Consider the following 15,731-nt stretch of genomic DNA (forward strand, 5'->3'; position numbering starts at 1 on the left):
TTTGCATTGTAAAAGTTAGAACTTAGATTAATTACCGTATTAGTCTTTTTACGCTGACTTAGGTTCGGGAGACAATGGCCCTGTTTCCTGAACCTTTTTACTTCTTAGCAGATTCCTTTCTTTTTCCTCATAGGCATTTCTATTTTTAGTGTTAGCAACTCTGGTTCATTCTATCGTAATCGTATTGGTTTCGTCGTCTACCCGATAACGAAACGCATGTTTCAATTGTAATACTTTCAGTACATGTTCGACACCGTCTTTTATCCGGAACTTACCCGAATATCGATATTGCATGAGGGACGGCTTTTTCACTACAATATGCACATCGTAATAAAGCTGGAGCTTCTGGATGAGGTCTCCTATCGTCTCGTTGTCGAAACAGAACAATCCTTCCCGCCAGCGGAAATAGTTCACGTCTGGAATTACCCCTCTTTGTAACGTTCCATGTGCTGCAACCACTCGTTCGTTGGGTTTCATGCACAATAACGGCGTATCGTTCGCATCTCGCAGTTCTACGCATCCTTCCAATAAAGAGGTCTCGAAGAAGTCGCTCTCATGATAGGCTTTTACGTTGAATTCCGTCCCCAATACTTGGATATCGTACTGCTCGGTCTCGACCGTGAAAGGGGCTTGCTCGTCTCGCGCAACATCAAAGAAGCCTTCGCCATCCAGTTCGACCCTCCGCGCATCCCGTTCGAAACGATTCGGGAACCGCAACGTCGAACGTGCATTCAACCACACCCGCGTACCGTCTGCCAACGTTAGTTCCGCCCGTTGCCCGGCCGGCACGAATATGGTTTGCATCTCGGCATCCTGCGGTATCTTCCCGCCCCACCATTGCGCCACAAAGAAGCCGATTGCCAAGAAAGCCGCCACCTTCAGTGCCTCGCGGAAGAAAAGGAATATACGACCCGGCCGACGCTCTATCTTCGCTTCATCGCCGTTCCAAAGCGACACGTCGTACAGTTTGCGCATCCGGCGGTATTGCCGCTCGTGTGCCGCATCCGCGTCAATCCAGCGCACCACCTGTTCGCGTTCGTCTGCCGAAGCCTCGCCCCGGATATATTTCATCAACAATTCGTCCATCTTTTTTGCCGCTTTATATATAATACGAATGGGAAAAGAAAATCCCTAAATCCAAACCGCACTTTTTTCATTTTTCTTTTGAAGGGCCGAGGATAAAATGGGATAATCGGCAGGAAAAAACAAAATCTTACGAAGAAAAGTCTATCTTTAGGCTGCAGATATACATCTTTAGGTTGAAGATATATATCTTTAAGCTGCAGATATGTATCTTTAGACTAAAGATAGAAAATTGTACGGTATATTACGAACTTTCCCTCGGCTATCTAAAGTTTTTTCTCCCCGTCTTTCTCTTTTTTCTTAGATAGAATTCACGCTAAATAGATCCAAGGTAACGCAAGAAAAGGGTACCAGATACCCTTTACTAAGAATATCCGATACCCTTTACATAACCGTATTCCGTACGTTTCACGCCTTCCTCGCTTCATTCCAGCGTCTTCAACTCGCGCAACGGGACAGAGAGCGTAGCGGAGGGTTGGAAGTCGTCCGATTTCATATATTCCACAAGACTATACAGCAATTGCTTGGCTTCGGGATGCTGGTCGGCCTGGCGAAGCAAATCCAGGGTACAAAAGATAAGTTTACCTTTACCGGCTTTCGTCTCGAAGAGGTTGGTCAGGCGACGGTTGTTGGCGAAATTATCCACACATTCCACCAAAGGCGTCAGTTGGCGGTAAAGGCTATCCACACAAAGGGTGCGCGAATGCTTCACCAAATTCCACCATTGCCAATCCGTATGCGACGCGGTGGGGAAATGCGCAAAAGCCGGATGGTGGTTGTCGAGGAGTAAGCCCATCGTCCCCGCCTGCTTCGGGAAATGCACCGGACTCCAGAAGACCGGCACGAACTTGCCTTCCAGTCCCTTTAGTTGCTCGTAGGGCGGATTGAGGAATACCTTTTTACCGGCCTGGAGCGCCCGTTCGGCTTCCGAGAAATTAGCTGTCAAGACAATGTCACCTTTCTCTACCGACAGAGAGTTCGGATAAACCCAGATGTTCCAGCTATTCCGATAAGGCGTACCAGGGAGTTCGATTGTCAGGCGCAAGGGTTTAGCCTCTTCCAAATCCGGTAGCGTCACCGTATGTGCGTCCAGTTCGTTCATGCCCAATGCGATGCCTTGAGCCGGATAGTCCCATTCCGAGACAACGTGTCCGTCCCAAGTCGCCAAACTACCCCGCACAGGCATATCTTCCCATGTCTTATCGCTATAATTGGCAATCTTCGCGCCTATTTCCAACGTTTCGCCTGCCGTATATACCGCTTTCGGGAAATAAGCCAACGGCACAACAGGTGAACAGAACTGGCGGAACTGCTCGGCCTCGGTGATACCCTTGCTCTCCCAAAAGGCATTCAGCAAACCTACCAACGCGGAACCTTGCCCCGGGAAATCATGCAAGTCCAAGAGCTGGAACCCGGCGATGCCGTTCGTCTTCAGCGACCGTTCGATTTCTTCCTTATATAATAGTTCCGCAAGCTTGCCGGAAGCCATCAGGTAATCGTCGGCCTTATCCAGCAATCCCTTCTTCTCCAAATCCGCTTTGACACCTTTGAAGTTCAAAGGGGCCAAGACGCCCGTGTACTTCTCGATTTCCTTCAAGTCCGGATAAACGGCATATTGCCCCATCTCGTGCGTAATGAGCGGCACACGCATCCCCTCGACCGAAGCGGCATAATCTTTATCGAAGCGAGGCGGCTCGGCATCAAACACCCCTTGGCCGCGTACCCATCCCTTCTTCGTGCGCTGCGTAATGAAGAAATCGCTGTTCGGCTCGGGCCATTCGCCATACTCTGAGAAAGAGAAAGAGGTCATGGTATAGAGACGGCGGTCGTCTTCCTTCTTCAGGTCGGCTACCAACTGCTGCAACCCTTCGAAATCGCCCCACAACTCATTTCCCATACTAAAGAAGCAGAACGAGGGATGGTTCCCATACTCCTTCAAGATATTTTCAGCTTCCTGCTGCAAGAACCCTGCGTTCTCTTTCGTATAGGCTTCCCATAGCGGTAACTCGACTTGCAAATACATCCCCATCGAGTCGGCCACCGCAAAGGCAGCTTCCGGCGGACACCAAGAATGGAACCGCAGGTGATTCAAGCCCCATTCACGCGCAGTTTCGAATACCTTCCGCCAACCAGCCGATTCCATGGGTGGATAGCCCGTCAGGGGGAAGATACAACATTCCAACGTGCCGCGCAGGAAGACGGGATTGCCATTCAGCAATAACCGGTTACCATCGTGCCGCCACTCTCGGAAGGCATACGTCACGGGGTATGTGTCTTGGCTGTCTTTCGTCTTCACCGTCACGTCAGCATGATAGAGGTTCGGGTTAAATTCATTCCACATCAAATAGGAACCTTGCATAGGATGCACCAACGCTACTTCGTTCATACCCGGTTGCAAGGAAAGGGTTTGCTGCGCCTCTTCCACGCGGACGACCGCTTCCGTGGCTTCGCCTGCATTGTCGATATGCACGACAAACTTCACCTCTCCGCGCTTGCTGTCCGGATACGCCTGTACCTGTTCGATGGAAACCGCATCTTTAGCTGTCAGCTTCACTTCGCCAATGATACCATTCCAACGGATTTGCGTATGGTCCGTATAGGCATGCGCCATTCCTCCTGTCGAGATAGCATAGCGTTCGCGGTTATCCACCCGCACCGTGATGCGATGTTTTCCGGGAGAGAGATAAGCCGTCAGATCGTAACGGTGCGGCGCCACAAGGCTCTCCTGCGTCTCTTCCACCGCTTGACCGTCGACCCAGACCGAGGTTCCCCAAATGACCCGCTCCAGTTCCAACTCCACCTGCTTGCCATCCCAAGCCTCCGGAATCTCGACCTCTTTGCTGTACCAAGCCGGTCCGACATAGCTATGTTTGCGCGTCAGATGCAGTACTTGCGGCTTCTCTATCGAAGGAGGCAAGGTATTGGAAATGCCATAACCCGCATCATCCGTCGTACCCGGCAAAGGGATGACATCCGTAAACGTCTTCGTCGGCCACTGCTCCGCAACGCCCACATCCAAACTATCCAACGCAAATGCCCACTCGCCCTCCAACGACATTTCCGCGGGCGAATGGCTACAGGCACAAAAGCCTAACACACAACAAAAACTTCCTAAGTAACGATTTATCCGATTCATCGATTTATACATTTATATTCTGATACAAAGATACGCTGCATTTCCCTTGCAAGAAATAGACAATTTACGTAAAGAGATAGACAATCTTCTTATAAAGGCCCCGTTTTCTCCATATGCTATATCGACACGCTCAATATATCATATTAACATTGTCTAAATATCATTTTCCCTAAACAGGCAGGGAAGGCCTCCCTACGGACTAAGGGAACATTTCCCTCAAGCCCAAGGGAAGCCTTCCCTCAGTTCCTATGTACGCCTTCCCTATTTACTGGATAGCCGGCATGTTTGCCTCAGTCGGCCAATAGGGATTCTGGTAGATGGGGGAATCCTCTACACTCCCCGTTGAAGAGGTAATCGTGAAGTGTTGGATGTTATACGGAGTCAGGTAGTGCGCCATCTTCCAATAATATCCATCTTTGGCGATATTCGTATTCACCTTTTCATACGGACGCAGATACAAACTCCGCGTAGGTTCCGACACATTCGAAGTAGGATTATCCATGCCATACACCAGCTGGGATGTCCCGTCCTCGTTGTCATACCAATGTTGCATTTCGCCCCAAAGTTTGAAACCTTCGACATGATAAGGTGTCTCTATCATCTGATCCATCGCACGCCAACGGCGCAAGTCCATATAGCGGAGCGCCTCAGCCATGAGTTCGCAACGACGTTCGCGACGGATGTTGTACAAAGTCGGATCGATTAATTTACCAGCCGAATAAGCACCCCAGTCGCCTAACGCTTCCCGGCTCATATCCGTAGCAGAGATCGTCTTGTTAAAGTCTGCATCCACATGAGAACGTTCACGAATCTGACGCCAATAGGTTTGAGCCGTTCCATCCAACGAACCATTCTTTTCATAGCAAGCCTCCATGTAGTTCAACAACGCTTCCGTCGCACGGAATACCAAAGCACCGGTATACCCCAACGTATTAGCGCATTGATTCTGGTAGAACGAGTTTCCTTTTCGCAATGTATAACCGGTTGAATACCCCTTCTCCGGATTACTATCCAAAATAACCGGATAAGGTTCGATTAACACAGCCATCGTACCAATTGGATCTTCATACAAAATATTCTTCTGCCCCGGTTCTTTCAGGAAGATAGTCAGACGGGAATCACGATCTTTACGTACATCCGCAATCGTTTCATCCCCTTGGTATCCACTTCCGGCCGCATAAATAGGCAAACCGTTCGCCATCACAAAGCATTCCACCATACCTTTGGTCAAACCAATACCATAATTACCATGTTGACCTGCTGTTGGTACATTATGCGTAACGCCTAACGCCTTGCTATACGGACGCCACAAAAGTACTTCACTGTAACCTGACATATCATCATCGGCAAACATATCCATATAAGGATTCGGAGCCTCTTCTGCTGATTGTTGCACCAACCCTGTATTTTCTACCAACATCGCATTTTCTGCTACCGCTTTGGCCGATTCCATCGCCAACCCTAAGAAATAATCGATTTCCGAATCAATATCTCCCGACGGATATTGGTAATTGGCATTATATTCTTTCGTCTTGCCGGGCCATTCCGGACCATTAGGCACAAATGCGGTATTTTTAAAGTACTTCAACCAAGTGCCTTCGAACAAAGCTACGCGCGACTTCAGCAGCAAAGCACATTCCTTATTCAAACGAGTCTTATCACCGCTGGCATTACCCATCAACATCGCAGCCGAATCCAAATCCGAAATAATGAAACGAGCTACCTCATTTCGCGGAGCACGCTTGCTGGCTTCTATCAGCGGTTCCATTTGGTCAGGCAACGTATTCCGGACAATCGGGAAATCGCCAAACTGCTGGTAACGCTTGAAATACTCATACGCCCGGAGGAAATAGATTTCCCCTATATATTGCCGGATATTCGTATCATCTCCGGAAATCTCGCCAGCATTGTAGCGCGGCAACACATTCTCTAAAAAATAATTACAGCTATAGATGAATTTAAAACGATAGGCATCGTTGTCCATGCTTTGCGATTGGGTTGTTCTCCATTGTCCGGGCAAATACCGATTGTTAGCCGTAAAACTGGCTTGGTTATCTGTATCATTATCTTCCCCAAAAATTCCGTAACCATACGCATGGCCCGGTAAAACATCCGTATACAATCCATTCGCGTAAGAAGCCAACTGCGATTCTTCCGTCAAATATAATTCAGGAGAAATGGACGACTGAGGCTCTTCATCCAAATAATCATTGCAAGAACTAAATACACCCGTACATGCAAGTCCTGCAAAACATACGCATAATACCTTTATATATTTCGTGTTCATAATATTATTGTTTATAAAGTAAGACTTAAACCAAATGAAATTGTGCGTGACAACGGATAGGCATTACCATTATTATCGTCATCTCCACCACCTACCGTTTCCGGGTCGAACATATTCGCCATGCCTGTTCCCGTCCACAAGTTTTCACCCGAAATGAAGAAACGTAACTTTTGCACATAGAACCGTTCGGTGAGCGTCTTAGGCAATGTATAACCTAATTGTACATTCTTCAAACGAATATAAGCCGCACTTTGCAAGTATTTTGTTTGTTTCTGATTGTTTTTGGCCGTATCGAATACAGGACGCGGATAATAAGCATCCAGGTTCTGGCCTAACGCATGGTCGGCATCGGCACGGAAATAATCCTCATGTTCTACGAAACCAGTCGAATGCCAAATGCCGCTATTGCCAATTCCCCAGAAGTAAGCGCTACCTTGCCAATAATCCCGTTTCATGACGCCTTGGAAGAACGCGCGGAAATCAAATCCTTTCCAATCTGCATTCAAATCAATACCAAACAAATAACGCGGCGTGTCGTTTCCTATCTTTTTCAAGTCGCCCATGTTATTGTATTGGTTTCCACCATTGTCTATCTTGCCATCGCCATTCAGGTCTTTGTACATGATGTCGCCCGCATCCCAGTTGGTACCTAACGCATCCTGGCCACCATTCGGAAGCGTAGCCAAATGGGCATCCATCTCTTCCTTCGTCTTAGCAATACCGATGGTTTCGTATCCATAAATATCGCCCATCATCTCTCCGGCTTTATACTTATCCAACGTATTGGTCGGGTTCGGATAGCGGGTAATCTTCGTCTGGGCATCCGACAATACAAACTTAATGCCATATCCCAGTCCATTCTTCAACCGGTCTTGCCAACCTACGACTAAATCAAATCCATACGTTTCCAAGTCGGTATTATTGGTTTTCGGCACCTCCAAACCAATGATATAAGGCAATTCGGGAGCCGGGCCAATCATATCGAGGGTTTTACGCGTAAAGTAATCAAACGAACCGGTCAAACGGTTGTTGAATGCACCAAAGTCGATACCGACATTCCAGTTCCGGATGCGTTCCCAGCCCATGGTTGAACTAATCAAAGCCGGAACCGTCGCCGTATTGGATTTAATGCCATTTTGCAACCATTCCCCATTGTTTGCCTTCACTTCGATAATCCGGTACGTCGGATACCAAGATTCTGTGTTTTGGTTTCCTAATTCACCATACGAACCTCTGAACTTGAATGTGCCTATGTAATCAGTAAGTGGCTCCCAGAATTCTTCTTGCGCCATGTTCCAACCCAATGAGAAAGAGGGGAACCAATTCCATCGTTGGTCTTCCCGGAAACGAGAGGTCCCGTCATAACGGATGTTGAACTCGGCCAAGTACTTTCCTTTATAGTCATAGTTGATACGTCCAAAGAAACCGGCTGTCGTCCACGACGAACGTGCACCGTTCACCGAAGGCGTTACCGTATTCCCATTGTAATCCATGCCGTTTGTTATGTCTACTTCTGGCAGGGAACTGATGATAATGCCGTCGCGTTGCAAACCAAATTCCGTATGCCGTAATTGCTCTGCTTGGAAACCGACCATTCCTTTCAAGTTATGTCCTGACGCCCAATTATACGTATATTCCGTATAGGCATTGACGTTCATATAGTTCTCTTTCAGATAATCTTCATGCACGTTTGAACTTTGGTCGCATATAATCGGATTTCCATTCACATCGTGATTGTATAAATATTGCTTATCCCAGTGGCGATTGGCCGATTTGATACGATAATTGAAATCTACATGAGTAACCCAGTTCTTAACCGGTTCTAAAATCAACGAGGCCTGTTGGTATATATTATCGGTCTGCGTCTTATCGCGTCCGCCATCTCTCAATCCCATAGCTGGGGAGGGTGAAGAATACATATACCCGTTGACATCATATACCGGCAACGTAGGCCAACCTTGGCGAGCAAGGCTTTGGAACAAACTGCTCGTTAATGAAGAAGGACGCCCAAAGTCTTCCCGCGTAAAACGATTGCTATAGTTAAACTTCGCCCAATCGGTCAGTTGAATGTTTATTTTAGCAGTCGTAGCATAACGGTCGTAAGTATCTTGGTTGAATTCCATCAAGCCATTTTGGTCCAAGTAGTTCATCGAGACGTAATACGTGACACGCTCCGAACCGCCATTAATGCTCAGGTTGTGTTCCTGCGAGAAAGCCCAATCGCGATATATTACATCATACCAGTCCGTATTGGCACAACCATACGTATAACCATCGCCCCATACGCTTGGGTTGCCTGGGTCTGGAATCAACGGATTGGTCAATATGCCGGCTTGGTAATCCTGAATACGTTGCAAATGTTCGGCATCGAAATACGGCGAGTTTCCGCCATTCATCATACCATCATTATAGAAATTGGCAAACGTGTACGAATCCATTTGCTTCGGCGTCTTCACCGGAGAATTCCAACGGAAATTATTGTTGTAATTGACTGTTACTTTTCCACTCCGTCCACTTTTTGTGGTAATCAAGATCACACCAAACGGCGCACGAGAACCATAGATAGAAGAGGCTGCTGCATCTTTCAAAATAGAAATGTTTTCGATATCTTGCGGGTTGATGGAGTTGATATCGCCTTCCATGCCATCAATCAAAACCAATGGGCTTCCCGATGAACCATCACCAATCGTACCCGTACCACGGATGTTTATATCCATTGTCTTATCCAACGCTCCACCCGTTGTAGATATTTGTAAACCCGGAACGGCTCCCTGCAAAGCTTGGACCGCATTCTGCACCGGACGGGATTCCAATATCTCATTGTCGACCGTACCGACCGAACCCGTCAAATTCACCTTCTTCTGCGTACCGAATCCGACTACAACCACTTCTTCCAATGCTTCGGCATCTTCTTTTAACTGAATCGTTAGCGGTTCGCTTCCTCGTACGGTAACGGTCTGTTCGGTAAAACCGACATACGTAATCGAGAGGACAGCTCCTTGCGGTACTTCGAGCGTAAAGTTTCCGTCAAGGTCGGTAATCGTTCCGTTCGTCGTTCCTTTCACGACCACATTAGCTCCGATAACCGGAACGCCCGTATGATCCAGCACCTGGCCTTTCACCTTAATCGTCTGCTGGACATTATCCATTACTGGCAAATCAACCGCAGAAGTTGCCTCTGCCATGGCCATTGGCGCCGATAAGGCCAATGCCAACAATGCGGCACTCGCTTTCTTTAGCGTAGAATCCGCATAGGGGGGGTAATTAACCTCTTCATAATAAACATTTTAGATATTAACAATAAAGATCTATGCTTTCATGGTTCGCATAATCTCGTTCATTTTAAAAGCACCTCTCTGGCTTTTTCAGAAGCAAAGGTATCAAGCTTTCAAATTACAAAAAATAGATAAAATTATTATCAGCATGGACTATTTTACGATTCACCAAAGAGATAGAAAAATGGATGCAAAAACGGAACTAATCCATCCAAATCAAGTTCAAATTCGGAACAATCAAACACCGACGAAATGAACCAAGAGAAAGAAAATAAGCAAAGGCATCGCTTGCCGTTCGGCAAGCGGTACCCTTACCATACCTCAAACGATGCTTTTGAGGAGGCTCAAATGATGTTGTTGAGGAAGGACAATCGAGCAGAGGGAAAATGACATCGATTGCCAATAGGGATTCTGGTAGATGGGAGAATCCTCTACATTCCCCGTTGAAGAGGTAATCGTGAGTTGATATGTTAAATCCCATTCACATTTGCGTCGATACCAGACGTAGTACTACGTTCGATGCAGACGTAACGCTACGTCTGGTCGCCACATAGTACTACGTCACCTTCGAACGTAGGCCTACGTTCGATACCTCCGGAAGGATCCGAGGCTAACCATGTGACGGTGCCGAAGCTAACCGTGTGGCGGTGCCGAGGCTAACCGTCCTATGGTTCTAATAAGCAAAAAGAGGGCATGCCGTAAGGGATATATAGCACGCAGAAAAACGCGGACTAAAGCGCACGCAGATTTTTATTTTTCGTGGTAAATATCGCGTAGCCATGAAAAGAATCTGCGTTTGTCTGCATTCCATTTCTTATTTCGATGCACTTCCTCTTTACCTTTCTCTACTTTTCCAATAAAAAAGAGGCGGTGCCTATTTCGACACAGCCTCCTTATCAGTTTCACGCCCCGGTCTTCGCAGACGAGGGCGAGCTTTGAATAGAACTTTTTATTATACTAATTTATTTACAATCTGGCTGCGGCGACTCTCGCGAGGGGCACTCTTGCAGCTAACTATTTACTTTATTAAAAACTAAATTTATATGCTATGAACTTTAGTTCAATTGACAATTGACAAGGGACAATTGACAATTAAATGTCTGAGCTTAGATAATTGTCAATTGTCAATTCTCCATTGTCAATTATTTAACGACTACCTTGAACGATTCGCCGTCAACCGAAACGACTGCGATACCAGCCGGAACTGCGATGGTTTCATTATCCGAGTTGATTGTCTCGTTAGCGACAACCTTACCCAAGATAGTAGCGATGATGACGTTCTTGCCTTCTGCACCCTTGATAACTACGGCACCGTCGGTAGCTGTTACGCTAACTGCACCTTCAGCGGTGATGGATTCGTTGGCTGTCGGATCCGAATTTTCTTGAGCCATCAAGAATTCTTCGCCGTGCGTATAACCTTCTGTTACGACAATCACACCGTTTACAGACTTCAAGTAACCTTCGTTGTTCATCACGCCTGCCGCGTTGCTATCACCAGCCTTCACAGCTGCGTCGTAGTCGTAGAATGCAGTCTGAACTTTGAATTCGTCGCTTGCTGCCTGGTTTACATACTTGAACGCGAACTTCGCCTTGTTGAAGTCAGGTGTACCCAACGGAATCGTATCAACAACTTCACCGCCTTGACCCTTCGTTAAGAATAAGGTATCTTGTGTACGATAACCCCATTCGAAGCCGAGCTTCAATTCTTTCTGGTCTGCCTCGATATCGTTAATATATGGGTTGTTATGGTTGCGAGCCACAGCTACAGCCGAGTCAATCATGTTCACCAAGAAGCGGCCTTCCATCTTTTCAGGAGTTACCAAGTGGTAGTCTCCACCGTGAAGCTGGTCGTAAACCGGTTCCGTGTAATGCGGGTTCACCACAATCAGATACTGATAACGGTTGTTGCCCGGACGATCGTAGTAAGCTGTATCGAGAACCATAGCCGGAGCGATACCGTTAGCATTGCTCAAGTTCAGGAAGCGGTTGTTTTCATACAACAGGTAGTTGTTGTCTTCCGCACCGTAGATGCGAACCGTATCCATTGGCGTTGCCTTTACATATTCCTGAGAAGCCGTTGTAGCAATTGTAAAGATGTCGTTTGAAGTCGGATCTTCATAAGCACCCTTTACTTCTACTGCACCTAAATTCTGGTAAGTAGTCGCACCATAGAGCTTCTTCGTCAGGTCTAATTCATAATAAGCACCAGCAGCACCGTTTTGTACATACTTGCTCTTACCATTATCACCATATACCCAAGCGTCTACACCAATGATATTATATTCACCTGATTCGATCTTCTGAGCACCTTCAGCTTTCTCTTTCAATACGAAACGATATGCTTCGTTCAAATTAGCCGTCGTGTAGTTCTTCGAATTCGGATCGCAAATCATAGACAGAATTGTCTGGCTCTGGCTCGGATCGTAAGTCAACCATTCGTTATTCTGGATGTTCTGCAATGCGTATGTGATAGTAGCTGTTGTATCAGTATAGATATAGAACTTACCACCGTCATAATACTGCGGTTGAGACATTGTATAAACAGAGTCTGTACCAGCAGTTAAATACTTAGCTGCATCTACATCATGAACACGAGCTGCTGTGAATGGAACGAGTCTCCAGTTCGTAACTTCCAATGCATCGTCCGTCAAGCCTAAGAAGTGGCTATCCTTACCTTCATTTTCTGTTACATAGAGCTGAGCAGCTGCATCGATAGACAACTGGAATGTCTTGTCTTGCAAGTCTTCCTTCGTCCAGTTAGCGTAACTATCCATATTGAATGCATCTTCTTTTGCAGTCAACTTCAAGTTACCCTTAGCCGGAGTAATGATCAATGTGTCGCGAGTAGCACCGATACCAAACGGATAATCACCATAACTTGAATCATATTCTACAGCATACATGTTATTACCCATATAGTGCATAGCAGCAATATGTATATCGGCTTTCTTGTTCTCACGGTTCGTGAATGTAAACTTACGCGTATCAATGCCATCTTTGCTTGTTCCAGACTTCGTTACGTCAGTCATTGAAACAGCCCACTGGCCTTCAGCCTTATCAGACAAGAAGTATTCCTTCTCTGTAGGAACAGCGTACCCTCCATTTTCGCTGATACCAAGAACTTTGCCATCCAAGTTAACTTTTGCACCATTGTTATAGAATTGCATTGTACGACTTGCCTTGAATGCAATGTTCACATAACGATAGTTCAATGGGTTGTTCTCTTTATCTTCGCCACGAACAATGTTTTCGTCATCTGTATAGAATGTAACATCAACTCGACGATCGTCGTTTTCGCAGTGGTCGTTAACCGTTACATACAAATTCAAATGATCGCTATTTACATCGTCATTGATGTCGACAATGATAACATCATATGGCCAACTATTGCCATTACCTACTTCAATGCAATACGGATCTGTCTTTTCAGGATCTAAGATATCATTATTAATGAAATCATGTCCTGATAAAGCTGTATATTCCGTCTGTCCTTCCAAATAGTTGATACGGAAGAATGGATAATAAGTAATATTGTTTACTTGTCCACGACCAAATACAACCTCCTTAATATGTTCCTCGCTCAACAACTGGAATCTGTAGCCACCTGTGTTCACCATGTCTTTGATAACATTCGAAACAGGAGTAGTAACATCCAATGCGATGTAAAGATCTGAACCTTTCTTCTTCAATAAGAATTGAGTAGTATGCTTTCCGAGTATATCCTCGTTTTCTGGAGTTACTTCCGTCAACGTATTATTGATGAAATCTACTGCAACCGGAACCAAATCAACACCTTCGAAGATATTGTCTGTCCAAGTCTTGTTTGCATGGTTGTCGTAGTTCGTGAAGTTCAACTGGAAGCTACTTCCATAACGATGCATCAACCATTGAGCTGTATACTGTTCTACAGGAGACTGGTAGAAACCTAATACTGTAGCAGCAGCATACTGAGCTACAAGCTGACCATTGTCAATGATAACAGACGTTTCGATATTACCCGCATTGTCAATACCAATCAATTGCACACCGCTTGCGTAATCCCAACCTGCAAAGCTTGTATAATTACCAACTTTCAATACGATAGGTTTACCAGCAGCATCTTTGTATTGACGGCTTGTAAAGGTATATGAATAACGACCGTTTGTCAACGGATGCTTTGTTACCTTCCACAATTCAGCAGCGGTATAATCAGTAGTTACTCCAAATCCTGTAGAAGGATTATAAGTAATATAGCTTGGATCTCCTGTTGTTGCATCCTGACCACCTAATACAATATAATCTTCATTCTCATCAGCCAACAAAGGAATATCGCATTCGTTGAATTGTTCAGCCTTCAGCGAAATCTTAGAAACTTCGATAGTTACCTTTACGCCAGCAGGAACTTCAACGCCGCTAATGCCTACAGTGCTTTCTGTACGAGTATATTTAACCGGATTCTTTTCAGTTCCAAGCGTTGTGTTCGTATCCAAGTTAACCAAGATACCATCACGCAAAATCCACTGTTGCTTAGTGTCGCCCCATTTTTCATTGCTCATCAAGTACTTCGTCTCGTTACCTGACTTATAAGAAATGTATACAGGCACTTCAGCATTGTTTACATCTGCAATAATATTCAACACACCATCTTCCGTGAACTGAACATTCTTAATAGGACCATATTCGGTTCCTACTGTGCTACCTTCAATAGCTTCAGCTTTCTGGATATTGAATTTTGTATCAGCAACCGTTGTAGCAACACGTTGAGCAATAACGAAATAACCAGAAGTAACTTCTCCATTTTCAGGCTGCGGGCCTACTGTAGACTTTGAGATTGCGTATAATGCTGCAGGTTGAGCCGATGAAGACTTTGTCGTAAAGCTTTTAGAAGAGATATAAACCTTTTCTCCTCCAATCGAAAGGTTTTCACCATCGTAACTAACGACACTTTTGTCTTCTGTACTAACTGTTATGGCACCGTTGTTATTATGCAAGTACAATTTTGTAGTTTTCCCATCATCTGTCCGACTCAAATAAAGATACTTGCTGCTTTCCCATTTCCATGTATTGGTTGCTGCAACTTCAAAATCTTCTGTCGTTTTAGCTACAGATGGTTTTCCATCTTTTGTTGTATAACTTACAACATACAAATCACCGTCTGCTTCTAAATTCTTGTAAGCATCCTTTTCTGTAGCTAATGTCAACTTCTGGGATTCTTCCGGGCTTGTAACTTTTATCCCTTCTTCATTCCACAAGAAAACTTCTACGTCGTTAATTGTCCACGCATTCTTTCCATCCAAAGAAACCGCATAGTTGTCATCTTTAGACATAATCGTAACGGTAGCAGGTTTAGTCACGCCCTTTGTACCTTCTACAATCGTACCATCTTTGGCAACATAATAACCTTCCTTCGGACTCAGATAATACTTTCCGCTACCCTCTTTCGTTTCAACTAAACTCCAGATAGTAACATCAGCAGCTTCTGCTTCTGGATCAGCTGCTACTAAATTGTAGCCAACGACACTTCCGGCTCTCAAATCAGCCACATAAGCCGTCTGCACCTTCTCACCGCCCGCGTTCAAAGCGTTCACCGTGAATACCGCTGAACCGCTTACCAGCAGAACGCCGGCACAAAGCGTAAGTACTTTTTTGTTCATAAAACTTGATTTTTAAGTTATTAATAAATAGATAAATAAAACTCAATCTCAAATTCCATGAAGCCAAAACAACTACCCGGCTTTGGTCATGTATGAGCATAAAAAAAGCGCGGGCTTTATGTTGTCTATTATGCTCTTGAGGTACGTGGAATAACCCGAATAACTATAATAGAACAACAGCCCGCGCCTATACGATTATATTTTTAAGTCTCCTCAAAACTCTATAAATTCTATAGAGAATAAGAAACCCGCACAAATAATCTGTACATAGCGCAAGCATTTCACTGTCCATTATTCAGTTATTCTTAGAAAATTTC

The 15,731-nt window shown here is 45.4% G+C and carries 5 protein-coding genes; all 5 read right to left on the minus strand.

The window, feature by feature from the left end; translation table 11 throughout:
- Positions 1 to 165: 165 nt before the first annotated feature.
- Entirely contained in the window at positions 166 to 1,086 is a 921-nt protein-coding gene (locus B5F77_RS10510; RefSeq protein WP_087330541.1) for a FecR domain-containing protein, read from the minus strand.
- Positions 1,087 to 1,507: 421 nt separating this feature from the next.
- Positions 1,508 to 4,219 carry a sugar-binding domain-containing protein gene (locus tag B5F77_RS10515; RefSeq protein ID WP_087330543.1) on the minus strand — a complete coding sequence of 904 codons (2,712 nt, stop codon included), beginning with the start codon at positions 4,217 to 4,219 and terminating at the stop codon, positions 1,508 to 1,510.
- A gap of 265 nt (positions 4,220 to 4,484) precedes the next feature.
- Positions 4,485 to 6,506 carry a RagB/SusD family nutrient uptake outer membrane protein gene (locus B5F77_RS10520; RefSeq protein WP_087330545.1) on the minus strand — a complete coding sequence of 674 codons (2,022 nt, stop codon included), beginning with the start codon at positions 6,504 to 6,506 and terminating at the stop codon, positions 4,485 to 4,487.
- Between the two features lie 11 nt (positions 6,507 to 6,517).
- A complete protein-coding gene (locus B5F77_RS10525; RefSeq protein WP_239446271.1) occupies positions 6,518 to 9,691 on the minus strand; it encodes a TonB-dependent receptor in 3,174 nt (1,057 codons plus the stop codon).
- Between the two features lie 1,232 nt (positions 9,692 to 10,923).
- Complete coding sequence (locus tag B5F77_RS10535) at positions 10,924 to 15,414, minus strand: DUF6383 domain-containing protein (protein WP_087330551.1); 4,491 nt, start codon at positions 15,412 to 15,414, stop codon at positions 10,924 to 10,926.
- Positions 15,415 to 15,731 lie beyond the last annotated feature (317 nt).

The organism is Parabacteroides sp. An277 (genome assembly GCF_002159645.1).
Lineage (GTDB): Bacteria > Bacteroidota > Bacteroidia > Bacteroidales > Tannerellaceae > Parabacteroides.

What these genes read in the sequence shown, in the direction of transcription:
- B5F77_RS10520 (WP_087330545.1), bottom strand. Translation starts at nt 6,506, where the DNA reads ATGAACACGAAATATATAAAGGTATTATGCGTATGTTTTGCAGGACTT.
- B5F77_RS10515 (WP_087330543.1), bottom strand. Translation starts at nt 4,219, where the DNA reads ATGAATCGGATAAATCGTTACTTAGGAAGTTTTTGTTGTGTGTTAGGC.
- B5F77_RS10535 (WP_087330551.1), bottom strand. Translation starts at nt 15,414, where the DNA reads ATGAACAAAAAAGTACTTACGCTTTGTGCCGGCGTTCTGCTGGTAAGC.
- B5F77_RS10510 (WP_087330541.1), bottom strand. Translation starts at nt 1,086, where the DNA reads ATGGACGAATTGTTGATGAAATATATCCGGGGCGAGGCTTCGGCAGAC.
- B5F77_RS10525 (WP_239446271.1), bottom strand. Translation starts at nt 9,691, where the DNA reads ATGGCAGAGGCAACTTCTGCGGTTGATTTGCCAGTAATGGATAATGTC.